Source organism: Capnocytophaga endodontalis (genome assembly GCF_002209445.1).
GTDB classification, from domain to species: Bacteria; Bacteroidota; Bacteroidia; order Flavobacteriales; family Flavobacteriaceae; genus Capnocytophaga; species Capnocytophaga periodontitidis.
Genome location: NZ_CP022022.1, coordinates 3,055,790 through 3,072,993 on the forward strand (window position 1 = coordinate 3,055,790; position 17,204 = coordinate 3,072,993).

14 protein-coding genes are annotated in these 17,204 nt (G+C 38.1%); 10 read left to right on the forward strand and 4 right to left on the reverse strand.

Features of this window, described 5'->3' with window-relative positions:
* Positions 1-6 precede the first annotated feature (6 nt).
* Both CBG49_RS13790 and CBG49_RS13795 read right to left on the reverse strand, forming a co-directional pair.
* Positions 7-1,467: an SGNH/GDSL hydrolase family protein gene (locus tag CBG49_RS13790; protein WP_088594929.1), complete on the reverse strand. Its 1,461-nt coding sequence runs from the start codon at positions 1,465-1,467 to the stop codon at positions 7-9.
* A gap of 3 nt (positions 1,468-1,470) precedes the next feature.
* The gene (locus CBG49_RS13795; RefSeq protein ID WP_088594930.1) at positions 1,471-3,360 is read right to left on the reverse strand and encodes an ABC-F family ATP-binding cassette domain-containing protein; all 1,890 of its coding nucleotides are present in this window, start codon (positions 3,358-3,360) and stop codon (positions 1,471-1,473) included.
* A 156-nt stretch (positions 3,361-3,516) separates the two neighbouring features.
* Between CBG49_RS13795 and CBG49_RS13800 the strand changes: the two genes are divergently transcribed.
* Entirely contained in the window at positions 3,517-4,383 is an 867-nt protein-coding gene (locus CBG49_RS13800; protein WP_009750807.1) for a lysophospholipid acyltransferase family protein, read from the forward strand.
* Between the two features lie 63 nt (positions 4,384-4,446).
* Here CBG49_RS13800 and CBG49_RS13805 read toward each other — a convergent pair whose 3' ends face one another.
* Both CBG49_RS13805 and CBG49_RS13810 read right to left on the reverse strand, forming a co-directional pair.
* Entirely contained in the window at positions 4,447-6,885 is a 2,439-nt protein-coding gene (locus tag CBG49_RS13805) for a tetratricopeptide repeat protein (RefSeq protein WP_088594931.1), read from the reverse strand.
* An 82-nt stretch (positions 6,886-6,967) separates the two neighbouring features.
* Positions 6,968-7,753, reverse strand: coding sequence for a DUF3108 domain-containing protein (locus CBG49_RS13810; RefSeq protein WP_088595341.1), 786 nt, complete (start codon positions 7,751-7,753; stop codon positions 6,968-6,970).
* Positions 7,754-7,960: 207 nt separating this feature from the next.
* On the opposite strand from CBG49_RS13810, the gene CBG49_RS13815 reads away from it, so the two are divergent.
* The 9 genes from CBG49_RS13815 to CBG49_RS13855 all read left to right on the forward strand — a co-directional run bounded on the left by CBG49_RS13815 (position 7,961) and on the right by CBG49_RS13855 (position 17,053).
* Entirely contained in the window at positions 7,961-10,222 is a 2,262-nt protein-coding gene (locus CBG49_RS13815; RefSeq protein ID WP_088594932.1) for a GH92 family glycosyl hydrolase, read from the forward strand.
* A 109-nt stretch (positions 10,223-10,331) separates the two neighbouring features.
* On the forward strand, positions 10,332-10,754 hold the full coding sequence (locus CBG49_RS13820) for an SMI1/KNR4 family protein (protein WP_088594933.1): 423 nt from the start codon (positions 10,332-10,334) through the stop codon (positions 10,752-10,754).
* A 20-nt stretch (positions 10,755-10,774) separates the two neighbouring features.
* Complete coding sequence (locus CBG49_RS13825; RefSeq protein ID WP_088594934.1) at positions 10,775-11,317, forward strand: hypothetical protein; 543 nt, start codon at positions 10,775-10,777, stop codon at positions 11,315-11,317.
* A 46-nt stretch (positions 11,318-11,363) separates the two neighbouring features.
* Positions 11,364-11,810 carry an SMI1/KNR4 family protein gene (locus CBG49_RS13830; protein ID WP_088594935.1) on the forward strand — a complete coding sequence of 149 codons (447 nt, stop codon included), beginning with the start codon at positions 11,364-11,366 and terminating at the stop codon, positions 11,808-11,810.
* Between the two features lie 11 nt (positions 11,811-11,821).
* On the forward strand, positions 11,822-12,226 hold the full coding sequence (locus tag CBG49_RS13835; protein WP_088594936.1) for a hypothetical protein: 405 nt from the start codon (positions 11,822-11,824) through the stop codon (positions 12,224-12,226).
* Between the two features lie 75 nt (positions 12,227-12,301).
* Positions 12,302-13,549, forward strand: coding sequence for an efflux RND transporter periplasmic adaptor subunit (locus CBG49_RS13840; protein ID WP_088594937.1), 1,248 nt, complete (start codon positions 12,302-12,304; stop codon positions 13,547-13,549).
* A gap of 11 nt (positions 13,550-13,560) precedes the next feature.
* On the forward strand, positions 13,561-15,216 hold the full coding sequence (locus tag CBG49_RS13845) for a DUF4836 family protein (RefSeq protein WP_088594938.1): 1,656 nt from the start codon (positions 13,561-13,563) through the stop codon (positions 15,214-15,216).
* On the forward strand, positions 15,206-15,850 hold the full coding sequence (locus CBG49_RS13850; protein ID WP_227002904.1) for an ABC transporter ATP-binding protein: 645 nt from the start codon (positions 15,206-15,208) through the stop codon (positions 15,848-15,850). The genes CBG49_RS13845 and CBG49_RS13850 overlap by 11 nt, the downstream gene beginning before the upstream one ends.
* 18 nt (positions 15,851-15,868) lie before the next feature.
* Positions 15,869-17,053: an ABC transporter permease family protein gene (locus CBG49_RS13855; RefSeq protein ID WP_088594939.1), complete on the forward strand. Its 1,185-nt coding sequence runs from the start codon at positions 15,869-15,871 to the stop codon at positions 17,051-17,053.
* The last annotated feature ends 151 nt before the right edge of the window (positions 17,054-17,204 follow it).

Below are 17,204 nucleotides of genomic sequence, written 5' to 3' on the forward strand. Positions count from 1 at the left end.
AATCTGTTATTCTACCGCTGTGAGGTCGTTGTGTAAACACTGATAAAACACTTCTGAAATAAGTTTAGTTCCTTTAGGGCTAAAATGCACATAATCGGCAGCTGCCATTCCTTCTTTTACCCACGTAATCATAGAGTTTTCGCCACCCATTGCCTCATACATACTGAAGTAGGCGATATCGTTTTTCATACACTCTTCTTTCATCAAATCGTTGAGTTTAGGCACATAAGGATAAGTGATGCGCTTGCCGTTGCGCGAGGTGGTCATATCGCCATTACCTATGAGCATAAACATTGCATTAGGGTTGGCACGTTTCACCCATTTCATATTGAAAATAAGTCCTTCAACATAGTCTTTCAGCTGTTGGTCGGTTTTCATATAAGGAATGGTATTACCACCGAACTCAAAAATAAAGAGGTCGGGTTTACGAACGGCAGACATTTGGCGATAGTTTTCGTAGTTCATACGGGTGAAAATACGTCCTGCTTCACCGCGCATTGCCACGTTATCGGCGCGCACTCCCGAAGCAGCATCGAGGGTAATTCCATAGAAATCAGGACTTACACGTGCTTCCAATTCTATATATAACTCATCGGGGGTAGTTGCAAAATTCAGTTGGTAGTTATGGTATTTACCATCGGCGATGAGAGTATCAATTTTAATTACATTTTTTCCTTGGTATACCCTAATAGCAGTTCGGCTGGTAGCATTACCATAGTGCAACCCAAATTTGGTATAGTTTTGCAGGCGTGCGTAGGATTTTTTAGAAGGTTTGATTGTAAAGGATGCTTTTGTAGGTTTCAACAAAGCAGTATCTTTCACATAAGGTGTAAAGCGCGAATAAGTAGCATAAAGTCCGTAACTATTGTGTTTCACAGTTTTGCGCTGTTTGCGATCAAAGAAAGCATAGCGCATCCAGTTAGGTGAAGAGACTATATCTACACTATTTTGGCTATAGACCACCTTGATAGGAACGAAACCAGGTCCGCCTCCACCATAGGAGAGTTGCAAGCGGTTGCGTATATAGGCAGTGATACGGTCGCCTTCTATTTGAGAGTCGCCATAATGTACAATTTGGCAAACGCCTTGACGGAGTTTAGCTTTGAGGCGTTTGATATAGTCAATTTTATTTCCAGGGTAATAGATTTTACCTTCTACATTGGTATCTAAAGTGTGTAGAGAATCTTTTTCGATAGTATCGTTCGTTGTTAAATTTTTTGTTTTTTCATCAACGATACTTCCCGAAGTTTCTTTGATTAGTTCATCGAGTTTGTTGTTTTCTTTTTCATCAGCTTTGAAGAGTTCTCCTAAAATATCGGGGGTAGGATAGCGTAACATTGCATCACCAAAGGCAATACCTTCACGCACCATACCGTTGGCGGTGGTGTGATAACGACTGAAAAAGGTCATCGCAAAAAGGGCAGCAAGTAGTCCCACAATAAAGAGTAAGATTTTCTTAGGTTGCATAGATTAACTCATTAAAGATTCCCATTCGGTCATTAAATCCTCCAACTGTTGTTTTTTTTGTTCGTACTGTTTGTAGAACGCATCGGTTTGTAGGCCTTGCCCCATTTGCTCGTTCATCACTTTGAGTTCCTGTTCGAGGTCGGTGATGTTGTGTTCTATTTTATTGAGTTTGTTTTGAGCTGCTTTCTGTTGTTTTTGTTCTTCGAAAGAGAGTTTTTCAGGAGTTTGAGCAGCTTTAGCAGTAGTAGTAGTAGTTTCTTTAGGTTGTTCTATTTCGCGGAAATTAGCGACAGCACGTTGCTCTAAATAGAAATCGATGTCGCCCAAATATTCTTTAAGGTGTTGGTTTTTAAATTCGTATACTTTATCGGTGAGTCCTTGCAAGAAATCGCGGTCGTGCGACACGATGATGAGCGTTCCTTCGAATTGCTGAAGTGCTTTTTTGAGTACATTTTTGCTCTTGATATCCAAGTGGTTCGTAGGCTCGTCCATTACCAAGACATTGAAATCTGACAGCAACATTTTAGCCAATGCCAAGCGGTTGCGTTCGCCTCCTGAAAGCACTTTCACTTTCTTATCTACTTCATCGCCACGGAAGAGGAAAGAGCCGAGTATGTCGCGGATTTTCATACGATTGCTATCGTTAGCAGCGTTGAACATCGTATCGAGTACGGTAAGTTCACCATCCAAATAGTCGGCTTGATTTTGGGCAAAATATCCCAATTGCACATTGTGACCTAACTTGATAGTTCCATCGTACGGAATTTCGCTTACAATCATCTTGGCGAGGGTAGTTTTTCCTTGTCCATTTTGTCCTACAAAGGCCACTTTACTGCCGCGTTCTACGAGTAAACTCACGTGGCTAAGCACTTGTTTTTCACCGTAGTTTTTAGATACATCGTCTATTTCGAGCACCACTTTCCCTGGAGTTACCGATACGGGAAAACGCACATTCATCACAGCATTATCTTCCTCATCTACCTCTATGCGCTCTATCTTGTCGAGTTTTTTCATCAGCGATTGCGCCATAGAAGCCTTAGTAGCTTTTGCACGGAATTTTTCAATCAACTTTTCAGTTTGTTGAATTTTCTTTTCTTGGTTTTTTTGTGAAGCGAGTTGTTGCTCACGTATTTCTTGGCGCAATGCCAAAAATTGAGTGTAGGGTTTAGGATAATCGTATATTTTGCCTACTGAAATCTCGATAGTGCGATTGGTAACATTATCTAAAAACATCCTATCGTGAGAGACAATTACCACTGCCCCGCTATACGTAGTAAGGAATTGTTCTAACCATATAATCGACTCGATATCCAAGTGATTCGTAGGCTCGTCCAGCAACAACACATCGTTGTTTTGCAAGAGCAGTTTTGCTAACTCTATGCGCATACGCCAACCTCCTGAAAAGCTATCGGTGAGTTTATCAAAATCACTACGCTGGAAGCCAAGACCTTGTAATACTTTTTCGGTTTCACCTTGGTACTGATAGCCTCCGATGAGATCGAAACGATGTGTATAATCGCTTAGCTTATCGAGCAAATCGTGGTATTCTTGACTCTCGTAATCGGTGCGAGTTTCTATTTGATGATGGATATTGTCTAACTGGCGTTCTAATGCTTTGATTTCGGTAAATGCCTGATAGGCTTCTTCTAAGATAGTGCGCCCTTTTACAAAATCGATATCCTGTTTAAGGAAACCGATGCGCACATCTTTATCGGTAGCAATTCCTCCAGTATCGGGTTTCAGTTCGCGTGAAAGCAGTTTGAGCATTGTAGATTTACCTGCTCCATTCTTACCGATAAGCCCCACACGGTCGCCTGCATTGAGCATAAAAGCGACATCCTCGAAGAGGTATTCACCTTGAAAAGAAACAGATAGATTGTGAACGTTCAGCATAGAGAATAATTAGCAATTGATAATTGACAATTGACTACTGACAATTAATAATTTAAAAACGGGGGCAAAAGTACGAATAATTTGTGAATTAGCAAATTAGCAAATTGGCTATTTGACAAATTATTTTTACCTTTGCGGCTTGAAACTGAACCTCTAATGAATTTATTTATCTATATTATTGCCTTCCCACTTATTTGGCTACTCTCGCGAATGCCTTTCTGGATGCTCTATGGCATATCGGATTTTTTATATTTTATACTATATACTCTATTGAAATACAGAGTAAAAGTGGTACGCAAAAACTTGCATACAGCCTTCCCTTTTAAAACTGAAACTGAACTTTTAGACATCGAACGCAAATTCTACCACCACTTTTGTGATACTCTTTTAGAAATGGTAAAATCGTACGGAATGAGTGAAAAAGAAATGAAAAAACGTATGGTTTTTCCTAACTTGGAAGTTTTGAAGAAATACGAAAATGAGGAACGCAACATCTTGTTTATGTGCAGTCATTACGCAAGTTACGAATGGTTACTTTCATTGGCCTACTTCTTAAAACACAAATCGTACGCTCTCTATACCCCGCTAAGCAACCCTTATTTTGACAAACTTTTGCAGAAAATACGCACTAAACATCACAGCTTTTTGCTACCGCGCTACACTGCTCACCGCGAGATGAAAAAACACAAAGATGCTCATGATGTATATTGTTATGGATTTGCTTCCGACCAGATTCCAAACAACAAAAAGAACTACTTACGTCCGTTTTTAGGTTTGAATGTACCTGTTTTCACTGGGGCAGAACGCTTGGGTAAGGCTTTGAACACGGTGATTGTGTTTGCTAAAATAGAAAAACTAAAACGCGGGTATTACCAAACAACTTTTGAAGTTTTAGCTGAAGTACCTAACGATTATGTAGATTTTCAAATCACAGATATGTTCTTTGAACGTGTAACCCGACAAATTTATGACCGTCCTGAGTTCTACTTGTGGACACACAATAGATTTAAAAGAATGAGATAAAAGATAATAAAAAAAGCTGTCCAGAGTTGGACAGCTTTTTTATTTGTAGTGTTTGTGTGATATTTATTTTTTAGCCACTGCAACTTTTAGCATATCGCAGGCTTGTTTTTCTCCACTATCGCAGGCTTGATCAAACCAATCGATAGCACGAGCATCGGATTGCTGGATACCTTCGCCGTGATAATAGCAATTACCCAAGCGGAATTGTGCAGGTGCATAACCTTGGCGGGCTGCGCGTTTATAATAGTCGGCGGCTTTTTCGTTAGAGCGTTCTAAACCACTACCATTGTAATAACAATTTCCTAATTTGTATTGCCCTTCAGCATATTCGCGGTGAGCAGCTTTTTGGTATTGAGTTACCGCCTGACCGAAATCTTGTTTGCTTTCGTAGTAAGCACCGAGTTCGGTGAGTGCCGCTACATTGTTTTGTTCGGCAGCTTTAGAGAGCCAAAGTACCCCTTTGTGTTCATTGAGGCGTTTCATAGGTGTTTTAGGTGCAGGAGCATTGTGTGTTACTTTATGTTGGGCAACAGTGCGGTTGTTCACTGCTGGCGCCTTAACAGTAGTATTTTCTGTTATTGTAGGGCGTGCAGAAGGGCGCACTCTGGTACGTGTTGTAGGTGTAGCAGTTGTAGTTGCCGCAGCTGTAGTTACTGTAGTAGTTTTACCTTTAGCAGGAGCGGGAGTCTTAGGCGCAGGAGCTGGTTTTTCTTTAGGTGCAGGAGCTACATCAGGAACAAAAGTCATATAGTATTTACCTAAGTTAGATTGTGTTTCGGCATCGCCTTTTTTAGCAACACGTTCGCTCCAATACACTGCTTTTTCTTCGTCTTTTTGAGGGTTTTTTGCCTCGAAATAGTATTCAATCAAGCGTTTTTGCGCTTGGGTGTTATCTTGTTGTTTAGCAAGTCTTTCATATAAAGGAAAAGCCTTATCATTTTGTTTTTTCACTCCTTTACCATAGAAATATCCATCGGCAACGGTGAGGATTACATCAGGATTTTCTTTAGGATCGTTTGCTTCTACTTTTTTGAGTAACCAATCAAAAGCTCCTTTATGAGACAAATCGGCAGCTTTCATCGCCCATTTAGCTGCTTCACGTGGTGATTTTTTCACTCCTTTACCATCTGCATAGCATTGAGAGAGGGTGAAAAGCACATCGGCATAAGCATCGGCTTGCCCTTGATAGAAATAGTCTAACATTTGATTTTCAGGGGTAGGAGTAAGTTTTGCAGCTTTATTGTAATACTCAAAAGCACGAGCGTAAGATTGATTTGTATATTTCCCTGTGAAATTCAAATCACCTAATTTTTTAAGCGCAAGTAGGTGGTTTTGAGCGGCTGCTTTTTCGAGATATTCAAAGGCTTTTTTCACATCTTGTTGTGGTTCTTCAAGCAAGAGAGTTCCTAAGTTATATTGAGCAGTTACATCGCCTGCATCAGCAGCTTTTCGGAAGAGTTCTACTGCTTGAGCTACTGATTGCCGTGTGCCATTGCCTGTAGCATAACATACAGCTAAATTATTTTCGGTTATAGGAGAGGGATTAGCATTCACTGCTTTGAGAATCCAGTTGAAAGCATCGCGTTGAGAAGCTGCTCCTCCAATACCATTGTAGAGGCATACTGCCAATTGTCTTTGAGCATCTACATTGCCTTTATTAGCTGCTTGAGTGTAGTAATCAAGTGCTTTTTTAGGGAATTTACCTATGAGTGGACTATTGCCATAGAAGTAGAAATTAGCTAAGTGATAGAGTGCTGTAGCATTGCCTTTGGCTGCTGCCTTCTCAAACCATTCTATCGCTTTACTTTCAGATTGTTCTACCCCTTTGCCATTGAGGTAAGACTCACCTATCATTGCTTGTGCCTCAGTATCACCTTTTTCAGCTACTTGCATCAAGCGTTGTATCGCTTCGGGGTTAGAAGGGTTGATTTCGTACACCCAAGTAGCGAGGAGAAGTTCAGCTTCTTTATTTCCTTTTTTAGCAGCTTTGTCAGCCCAAAATTTAGCTTTGTTCACATCTTTAGTCACACCATCACCCGCATAATACGCTTTAGCAAGGTCGAGCAAAGTTTCAGCTTTTTCTTTATCGGCATTCTTTTCAATCCAAGCGTAGTACTTTTCGGTAGACTGAGGAACACCGCGACCATCGCGATAACAAAGTGCGAGTTCTTGTTCGGCTTTTTGGTTGCCATTTTCGGCTGCTTTAGCGAGCCATTCAGTACCTTTTTCTTCAGATTTAGGCATTCCTTTACCATCGAGATGGAGGTGGGCAAGCTGGTATTGCGCTTGTGCATCGCCTGTTTCGGCTACTTTTTCAAGCCATAAGGCAGCATCTTGAAAAGAGCGTTTTACCCCTTTGCCTTTCAGATAAGCTTCGGCTAATTCCGACTGGGCTTTCACATCGCCTTTCTCGGCGAGTTTCATCAGTTTTTTCACACTTGTATCTTGCCCATACGCTAAAGAGGCAAGAAAAACAGAGACTGCTAAAAACAAGTTTTTCATAGTATAATTTGTTTATTTTTGAGATTATATTGTTTGAGGGCACAAATATACGTAAAAAAAATAAACTATCTATACAATGCACTTATTTTTTTTTCAAATCAGTTTCATTTTTGAGATTGTTAAACCCGTCGAGTTCAGCTACTAATGAGCCTACACGTAAGGCGGCACGCAGTTTTACGGGCACTTTGTTCTTGTCGTCAGTAATCCACATTGTGATACTTTCTTCTTCTTTAAACACGCGACCATCTTGTACTAAAGGGCAGAATTTAAGCGTATTTACAGTACCAAAATGCGTTTTTACTTTCTCACGACCGAGGAGTTTGAGTTTGAATTTATACACTTCATCGTCATCGAAAATCATATCTAAAGAGATTTGTCCCCCCACTTTCATATTTTCGATATCTGGGTGATGACGAAGAGCGTAGAAAGCCGAAATCACATCGTGAAGCCCTGGTTGGAAGGAAATTTCGGTATCTTTACCATTTTCCATATTGTGGATTTTCACTTTGTTATCGGTATGATTGAAGTACATTTTTAAATATTTAGTATAGCCACCTTCGTAGATATTACGGATGAAAAGACGCGGCTTGCCATCGGTGATACCAAAATAGCTCTCATAAGTATCATCTACCTTAAAAAATACACGTGCTAAACCTGTAGTCGCCCCTTTTCCGGTAGCGTGATACACTTTTTCACCTCCATACATCTCTTCTTTAACCGACATTGTAGCGATACTCGCATTAAAAACACCATATTTTACTTTAAAACGCAACCATTCGCCTCCTTTAAAAGGCAAATCTGAAGTTTGTGCCGACAATGGTGCCAGAAAACAAGAGAAAAGAGCAATGAATAAAGATTTGTTTTTCATAAGTTTCTTTTTAGTACCCTGACCTTCAAAAATGAAACCTTTGTTTAACATTTTGTGATGTATAATCAGGGGTTTAGATTCAATTTTGAGAAAGTTAGCAATTAATGTGCCAGTTTTACACAAGAAATAATATTGAGATTAAGTAAGTTATAAAACTTGTTTATTCAAATTTTATTATTACCTTTGCCTTCAAATAAAAAACACCTTATGAAACGATTATTTTCAACCATCTTTTTAGGGAGTTTGTTTGCTTGCTCCTCTCCTACTTCAGAAAACAAACCACCTCAACAACAAGACGATATCCCTATTGTACCCGAAACTTCTTATACTCAGTACGTAAACCCTCTGATGGGTACTGATTCCAAGTTTAGTCTTTCTAATGGTAATACTTATCCCGCAATAGCTGTGCCTTGGGGTATGCACTTCTGGACACCTCAAACAGGCAAAATGGGCGATGGCTGGGCATATCAATATCACGCTGATAAACTTGTAGGTTTTAAGCAAACTCACCAACCGAGTCCGTGGATTAACGACTATGGGGCTTTTGCATTGATGCCTGTAGTAGGTGACTTGAAAATCAAAGAAGAAGAGCGTGCTTCGTGGTTTTCGCACAAAGCAGAAACAGCTCAACCCCATTACTATAAAGTGTATTTAGCCGATTATGATACATCAGTAGAGATTACACCTACTTCACGAGCGGCACAGTTTCGCATTACTTTTCCCAAAAGCGATAAGGCTTATTTGCTTCTCGATGCTTATTTCAAAGGTTCGATGGTACAGGTATTGCCCAAAGAGCGCAAGATTATAGGCTACGCGCGCAACAACAGCGGGGGAGTACCCGAGAACTTTCACAATTACTTTGTGCTTACTTTCGACAAAGATTTTGAGAGCGTACAAACGTGGAGTAACGGTTTTAAACTATCCAAAAACACTGAAAGTAAGGGCGAACATACAGGAGCAGTAATAGGTTTCCACACTAAAAGAGGCGAACAGGTAACTGTAAAAGTAGCATCGTCGTTTATTTCACCTGAACAAGCCTTGTTGAATTTGCAAACAGAATTAGGCAACGACACTTTTGAACAAACCAAACAAAAGGCTCTTGCTCTTTGGGAAACTGAACTAAGCAAAATACAAGTGGAGGACGAAAATATAGACCATTTGCGCACTTTCTACTCTTGTTTGTACCGCACTCTGCTCTTTCCACGCACTTTCTACGAGTACAACAAAACAGGGGAAATGGTGCATTACAGTCCGTATAACGGTAAGATAGAAAAAGGTTATATGTTCACCGACAATGGTTTTTGGGATACTTTTCGCGCTGTATTTCCGCTGTTTAACCTGTTGTATCCCGAGATGAACCAACAGATGATGAAGGGATTGGTAAACGCTTATAAGGAATCGGGCTGGTTACCCGAGTGGGCAAGCCCAGGGCATAGGGATTGTATGATAGGCTCTAACTCGGCTTCTATCATTGCCGATGCTTACCTAAAAGGAAATATAGAGGCTGCTAATGCCGAAATTCTTTTAGAGGCAATGCTAAAGAATGCTACCCAAAACGATGGCAGACCAGTAAAATCAGTAGGTCGTGAAGGGGTAGATTACTACAATAGTTTGGGCTATGTACCTTACGATGTGAAGATTAACGAAAATGTAGCCCGCACCCTTGAGTACGCTTATGCCGATTATTGCATTGCGCGTATGGCAGAAAAAATGGGCAAATCCAATATAGCTAAACAATACTACGAACAGTCCAAACGCTATAAAAATGTATTTGACCCCGAAACTAAGTGGATGCGAGGCAAAAATAAGGACGGCAAGTTCCAGTCACCATTTAATCCACTGAAATGGGGCGATGCATTTACTGAAGGAAATAGTTTGCACTACACTTGGTCGGTATTTCAGGATTTTGAGGGACTCATACAACTGATGGGGGGCAAAGAGGCTTTTGAGAAAAAGATAGACGAAGTATTTGAAATGCCGCCTTTGTTTGACGATTCGTACTACGGATTTACCATACACGAAATACGCGAAATGCAAATTATGGATATGGGCAACTACGCTCACGGCAACCAGCCTATCCAACATCTTATTTACCTATATAACTACGCTGGCAAACCTCATAAAGCTCAAGCTAAACTGCGTGAGGTAATGGAAAAACTCTACGCCCCTACCCCCGATGGTTATTGCGGCGATGAAGATAACGGACAAACTTCGGCTTGGTATGTGTTCTCAGCTTTAGGTTTTTACCCTGTAACTCCTGCTAACGATACTTATATTTTAGGAAATCCTTTATTCAAAACTGTAACTTTGCAACTACCTGAAGGTAAAAAGTTTTTAATTAAATCTGTAGCTCGCAACAGCACTGATAACTTAGTAGAATACGTTCAACTCAACGGCAAGAAAATAGAAGGTTTTGAAGTTCCTTTTGAAGCGTTTAGAGAGAATGGAAAAATGACGTTCTTTAGGTAAATCACGATAGACGAATCACGAGGTAAGAACTAAAAATTTATTTTCTTAATAGATGAAAGTGGCTATCCCAATAACTTAATCAAAGAGAGAAGTATTTTTGAAAATAGAAATGAAAAATATTATAAAGGACTTAGAAAGAATAGGCTGGAATAGTAACAAAGGAACGAATTTAAATGATATAGGTATAGTAGAGAAGCAATTACATATTGCATTTCCAGAAGATTATTTAGAGTTTTTAAAATGGAGTAATGGTGGGGAGAGATATATAGGTGAAAACTATATTTCATTTTGGAAAGTAGAAGATTTAGCAGCACTAAATGCAGAATACCAAATTCAGAAATATCTATCCGAAAAGTTTTTAGGTATTGGTACTGATGGAGGAGGAATTTGTTATGGCTTTTGTTTGGAAAAACAATTTGCTATTTTCAAATGTCCTTTGGGAGATTTAGATATCAACGAAATAACTATTGTTGCTAATTCCATAAAAGATTTTTTTGGTAGCGCCTTAGGTTTCAGAGTTATAGAAAAATAACCATAGCAACAAGTAATAGAATGACCCCATTATATGCACAATGTATCCCCTATAACGAAAGTATTAAGGGACGTATAGGAGGAAACCCTCCCATAAATATAGAAACTGAAATCCCTGAAGGATATGCTTTCTATGCAACACTTGTTCATCCAGAGAAAGAAGATAAGATGTTATCTATTTGTATAGCTAAGGATTTCAAGATGTTGCTTGAAAATAATAGATTTCCTAATATAGCCATAAAAGTAATAGAGCATACTTTTTCTCCTATGGGAAATAATATAGAAAAATCTTTGGAAGATTTTGAAGGGGTAAAAGCTTCTATTTCTGATTATGGTGATGATGAGTTTGATTTTGAATTTATTAAAGTAAAAGGAACTCCTATTTTTATACAGAATAATGCTTGGTTTTGGGAGAATATAGATGAATCATATTCCTTTTTTCTTTCTATAAATGAAGAAGGATATATAGATGGGTTAGTGGATATTCTTTGCTTTGGAGCAATATACTTATACCAACATAAAGAGACTAAGGAGGTTGTTGCAGGTTTTTGGCAATGTTCATAACAATAAGTAGCAGAATCATAGAAAAATAACCAAAAAAATATAGGTAATGACAAACAATTTTAAAAATAAGGTAGATTCCTATCTTTCTTCAGAAATAGGAAAGCTTTTCATTCGCTATAAAAATGATGCTAAGGATATTGATTATACTGAGAAAGAATTGGGTATTACAATAGATGATGCTCTCAAATATGTACTATTGACCTATGGAGGGGCTTATATAGGGGTAGATTTGTCACCTTGTTCTAAAGACCCTAATAATAAAAATCAAGAGACCATTTTAGATTATACAAAATCTATAAGAGACTATTATAAAGAAACAAATGTTTGCCATAGTATCCAATCAGGATATGTTATATCCATAGAGGGAAATGGGGATATTATCTTTATAGATTCAGAGAACAAAGTAAAAATATTCTATCACGATACTAATGAAGAAGAACTTTTAGCCAAGAACTTTGAGTCTTTTATAATAGATTCTATATCAATAGTATAATACAATAATTAATGAAAAAAAACATAATAATTTTACATCTAATTATCCCCCTTTTACTCATAAGCTGTAACAAACCTAAAAGGGATTTTGAGGTTATCTGCGCCGAGAAAGTGAGTAACACTTATCAATATAACCCTGATGGTTTTATAAAAAACAATTACGGAAGGCTACTTATCAAAACCATTTCGCGCTACGATAAGAACGGAAAGTTAAAAGAAATTTCTTGGAATAGGACTAATGGCTTCTTAAAATATACATTATCAGAACTTAAAGAGGATGTAGCCTTGTTAAATAGTTTTGATATTGACACTATATACTCTAACAAAAAATATATTGGCTATATAAAAGAAGAAAAGAATGATACTATTTTCTATCTATCGGGTGATAAAATTGTAATATGTTACCCTATAGAATAAGAAACCTCATTCCACAGAATTTGCTCATTTACTAATTGTTTTATATCTTTGCCTTTGAAAAACAACTTGATTGTTATGAAAAGAAAAACTATATTCATTATTTTATCCGTTGTCTTGCTTTTAATCGTACTAATTGTCGGGAAAAAAGCAGGCTGGTTTGGTGGTAACAGCGATGTCTTAACTGTTGAAACAGAAAAAATTACCCCTACAACTATTGTCCAAAAAGTATCTGCTACAGGAAAAATACAGCCTGAATTGGAAATCAAACTATCGTCAGAAGTATCAGGCGAAATTATAGAACTCCCTGTAAAAGAAGGGCAAATGGTCAAAAAAGGCGATCTTTTGGTGCGTATCAATCCTGATATTTACCAATCAGTAGTAAAACGCAGTGCGGCGAGTTTAGAAACCGTACGTGCGAGCTTACAACAATCAGCCGCAACGCTCAAAGAAGCCGAAGAGAGTTACAAACGCAACAAAGTATTGTACGAAAAGGGTGTTATCTCTAAATCCGATTGGGACAAAGCTGTATCAGCCTATGAGGTTGCCAAAGCCTCTCGCGAGTCGGCTCGTTTCAATGTACAAAGCGCGATGGCAAGTGTATCGGAAGCCCAAGATAACCTTAAAAAAACAATTATCTACTCACCTACTGATGGCACTATTTCTAAACTCAGTGTAGAGTTAGGCGAGCGCGTAGTAGGTACGATGCAAATGACGGGAACTGAGATTATGCGCGTGGCTAACCTTCACAATATGGAGGTAGAAGTAGATGTAAATGAGAATGATATCGTGAAGATAAGCGTAGGCGACTCAGTGAATGTAGAAGTCGATGCTTACCTCAAACGCGTGTTCAAAGGTAGGGTTACCAATATTGCGAACACTGCCAATGCCACTACTAGTGTAGACCAAGTAACAAACTTCAAAGTAAAAATACATATAGAAGAAACTTCTTACAAAGACCTTTTAGAAGGCAAACCTGCGGGCTATTCTCCTTTCCGCCCAGGAATGACTGCTACTGTTGATATACTCACTAAAACCAAAAAAGATATAGTAGCAGTGCCTATCAGTGCTATTATTGTAAAGAAAAAATCGGAAATCGACCCTAAAACACCTAAAGAAGACGCTGATAAAAAACAAGAAGCGGTATTCGTGTTCAAAAACGGTAAAGCCGAACTTCGCGCTGTAAATACAGGCATTCAGGACAATGTGCATATCGAAATCCTTTCAGGTGTCGCCAAAGACGAAATTATCATCACAGGACCTTATAACGTTGTGAGTAAAAGTTTAAAAAATGGAGATACCGTTCAACTAACAAATAACAAATAACAGTTAATACTATGAAAAAGTTTATTTTATTATTAGGTGTATTAGCCTTAGGATTTACTTCGTGTTCTAAGAAAAGTGAGAACTTAAAAGTAATCCCTAAAGATGCTATGGTAGTCGTTTCATTCGACTTACAATCGCTTTACCAAAAAGCCGATGTAGAGGAATTACAACAACTCAAGAGTTTCCAAAAACTCAAAGAGGAAATCAGCAACGACAACAAGGAAATGGGTAAAATTTTTAATGAAATTCTAAAAGACCCTAAGTCTTCAGGAGTTGATTTTAAAAAGAACGCTTTCTTTTTTGTATGCGACAGTAAAAAATACGGAGGTGATAGCCGCAACCCTTATATAGGTATAACTGCAGTACTAAGCGATGACGCTAAATTTAAAGACTTGCTAAACAGAGTCTCTCAAGCTACAAAACTTCAGTTGGACATCAAAAAAGAAGGTGCTTTAAACATCGTTTATTTTAAAGAAGGAGCATCCCTCAGTTGGGACAACAAGAAAATGCTCTTCCTTGTAAACGACAACTATAGTACAAGAGTTGATGTAGTGCTTAAAAAACTATATGAACAAAGTAAATCAGAGCAAATTACTGATATCAAAGGTTTTTCTGATTTCTTAGACGGACAGAAGGATATCAATGTATGGTTGAATTTTGGAGGCTTTATGCAAGACGACAGTATGTTCCTCAATGGAATTGCAGCTTCTTTATACAAAAGTCTCTTCAATATGCAAAAAGACTCTTATTTCTATGGCTTTATAGATTTCGGTAAAGATGATATCAAGCTCACTACTTATAGCATCTACAACCAAGAAACAGCTAAACTCTTAAAAAAATACGACTTGTACGATATCTCGTTTGATAAAGATATCTTGAAAAACTTCCCTGAAAAATTACCTATAGCCATAGGTGGCGCTGTAAATGTGAAAAACTACTACGAGTTCTTAAAAGCTCAATTTGGCAAAGAACTCAATGAGGACGACCTCGTGAAACTCCTCAACACTCAAGGACTTACTAAGGACAATGTGCTCAACTTCTTTGGTGGTAGCTTTGTGTTAGCTATTGAAGGTTTTGAAAATCAAAAATATATCAGCTATGATTTAGTAGAAGATGAGCAAAGTGAAGATGGCTATGAATACAAAGAAGTAGAAAAAGAAAGAATGTTTCCTGTTTTTGGACTCTCATTCAATATAGGCGATAAAACGCTCCTCGACAAAGGGGTAGCACTTGCTCACTTAGCGTTAGAAAACGGTTATTACAAACTCCCTCTTCAAAAAGACCTCACGCTTTATTTTGCTTATAACAATAAGGCTTTCTACGGCAGTAATTCTCCTAAAGGTGTAGAAGCATTCCTAAAAGGCGGTGTGAGCAACAACGCAGTGAAGTCCGATTTTGGCAAACACGTAAGCAAAGATCTCGCCTATTTCTATATGAGTTTAGAACCTAAGGATTATCCACAAGAGTATGTTGATATAATTAGAGAAAAAAACAGCCGTGAAGGCAGTCTAGCTTTCGATTTATTTACCCAACATTCCACTAATATAGAGTGCAAACGCATCGACAACTCTTCAGCTGAAATTATTTATCACCTTAAAGGGATTGAAAAGAACAGTTTGAATACTTTCTTCAAGTCGATAGACAAAGTAATAAACTATGAAAATTAAGCTACAACATTTAAAACCCACCTATATGTCGGGCGACGAAATACCGTCGTCCGATATCTATTTACAGCCAGAAGTAATTTTTGAACAGGGTCAGTGTTACCTCATCAGGGCACAATCGGGGCAAGGCAAAACCTCACTTTTGAATTTCATCTATGGTGCGAGTTTTAGTTACGATGGCAAAATTACTTACAACGAGATGTTTAACAAAAAAGAAGTTCTTCGCTATCGCATTGATAAACTGAGTTATGTATATCAGGATTTAAGGCTCTTCCCTACCCTCACCACTTTTGAGAATATCATCTTGAAAAACAAACTCACCCACTACAAAACTGAAGACCAAATAAACAGCCTCATAGAGCGTGTAGGGCTCTCCCACAAACGCGACACTTTGGTACAAACACTTTCTTTAGGGCAACGCCAGCGCATCGCCCTTTTGCGCGCCTTGTGTCAGCCTTTTGAGTTACTGTTATTAGATGAGCCTTTTAGTCATTTAGACGATAGCAACACCGCTATTCTAAGAGAAATTATAGAGGAAGAACTACAAGCCCGCAACGCCAGCCTACTCCTCACTTCTTTGGAAGACAACAACTTTTTCCACTATAACAAAAAACTCAATTTAGGTTTTAGAAATTAAATATGTTAATTGTAAAAAATGTTATACAAACTACAAAAAAACACACTTGTTAAATCACAAGTCATAGGTTATGCCCTCACACTTTGTATAGGAGTGTGTATACTGCTCACCGTTTGTCAGTTATATTTTGATGTAAAGCCGTTATTACAGCATCAAACCGATGTATTTGCAAGTAAATACGCAGTAGTGAGCAAAAATATTTCCATTTTCAAGACTTTTGACAAAGAAGGTATTTACTTCAACAAAAACGAGATGGAAAAACTCAAACAAGAGCCGTTTGTAAAGAGTGTTTCACACTTCACTCCAGCCTCCTTCAAAATAGGTGCTTATACTGATAAAAATGACAATATTCCCCTTTTCTACACTGATCTCTTTTTTGAAAGCATCCCCGATAAATACCTCGATGTTCAACCCGATGATTGGCAATGGACTGAAGGCAGTAGGTTTGTGCCTATTATCATCCCTGAGAGCTATCTAAACCTCTATAACTTTGGCTTTGCCGAAAGCCAAGGGCTACCCGTATTTTCTAAAAATACCATTTCGCAAGTGCGTTTCAATTTAGAAGTGAGCGGCAATGGTAAAAACGACAACTACGCCAGCAGAATTGTAGGATTTTCTAACAAAATCAACTCTATATTAGTACCCCAAAGTTTTTTAGATTGGGCAAATAAAGAGTATGGCAAAACTGAAGTGAGTAACACCAGCCGATTGTTAGTAGAGTTTGAAAACCCCTCCGATGAACGCGTGTTGCAATATTTTAACACTCACAATCTCTCCATTAATAAAGACGAATTAGAACTCAGCAAAATGAGCTTCTTTTTCCATTCAGCCTTGCTCTTTGTAGTAGGCATCGCACTGATTATCATAGTACTATCGGTTGCTTTTATCTTGCTCAGTGTAAATCTAATCATCCAAAAACACAAAGAACAAATTGTAAATCTATATTATATAGGTTACCAACCTTACCAAATCGCACGATTCTATCAATGGATCATCAGTGTTGTTACTGTGATAGCCGTTGCAGGAGCAATAGCACTCAGTCTATACATACGCAAACTCTATACTGAAAAACTCAACACCCTTTTTGAGTTCAACAGCGAACAAAGCATACTATTTATAGCCGCCATCACAATTTTATTAATATTAGGGGTATTATACAACCTTTTAGTACTGCGAAATATCCAAAAAACTGTAAAACTGTAAACAAGAATTACACACATATTACACACTTTAACTGTGTAATTATACGTTTTTCAACAAAGTATCAACATAGTTATTAACAGATTATCAACAGTATATTTCACTGAAATAAAAGCAATTAACGAGTTTATAAACATACTTTTCAAGTTTGGCA

Bases quoted from the DNA above. Each gene is read 5' to 3' on its own strand.
- CBG49_RS13790 (WP_088594929.1), bottom strand. From the start codon at position 1,467: ATGCAACCTAAGAAAATCTTACTCTTTATTGTGGGACTACTTGCTGCC.
- CBG49_RS13795 (WP_088594930.1), bottom strand. From the start codon at position 3,360: ATGCTGAACGTTCACAATCTATCTGTTTCTTTTCAAGGTGAATACCTC.
- CBG49_RS13800 (WP_009750807.1), top strand. From the start codon at position 3,517: ATGAATTTATTTATCTATATTATTGCCTTCCCACTTATTTGGCTACTC.
- CBG49_RS13805 (WP_088594931.1), bottom strand. From the start codon at position 6,885: ATGAAAAACTTGTTTTTAGCAGTCTCTGTTTTTCTTGCCTCTTTAGCG.
- CBG49_RS13810 (WP_088595341.1), bottom strand. From the start codon at position 7,753: ATGAAAAACAAATCTTTATTCATTGCTCTTTTCTCTTGTTTTCTGGCA.
- CBG49_RS13815 (WP_088594932.1), top strand. From the start codon at position 7,961: ATGAAACGATTATTTTCAACCATCTTTTTAGGGAGTTTGTTTGCTTGC.
- CBG49_RS13820 (WP_088594933.1), top strand. From the start codon at position 10,332: ATGAAAAATATTATAAAGGACTTAGAAAGAATAGGCTGGAATAGTAAC.
- CBG49_RS13825 (WP_088594934.1), top strand. From the start codon at position 10,775: ATGACCCCATTATATGCACAATGTATCCCCTATAACGAAAGTATTAAG.
- CBG49_RS13830 (WP_088594935.1), top strand. From the start codon at position 11,364: ATGACAAACAATTTTAAAAATAAGGTAGATTCCTATCTTTCTTCAGAA.
- CBG49_RS13835 (WP_088594936.1), top strand. From the start codon at position 11,822: ATGAAAAAAAACATAATAATTTTACATCTAATTATCCCCCTTTTACTC.
- CBG49_RS13840 (WP_088594937.1), top strand. From the start codon at position 12,302: ATGAAAAGAAAAACTATATTCATTATTTTATCCGTTGTCTTGCTTTTA.
- CBG49_RS13845 (WP_088594938.1), top strand. From the start codon at position 13,561: ATGAAAAAGTTTATTTTATTATTAGGTGTATTAGCCTTAGGATTTACT.
- CBG49_RS13850 (WP_227002904.1), top strand. From the start codon at position 15,206: ATGAAAATTAAGCTACAACATTTAAAACCCACCTATATGTCGGGCGAC.
- CBG49_RS13855 (WP_088594939.1), top strand. From the start codon at position 15,869: ATGTTATACAAACTACAAAAAAACACACTTGTTAAATCACAAGTCATA.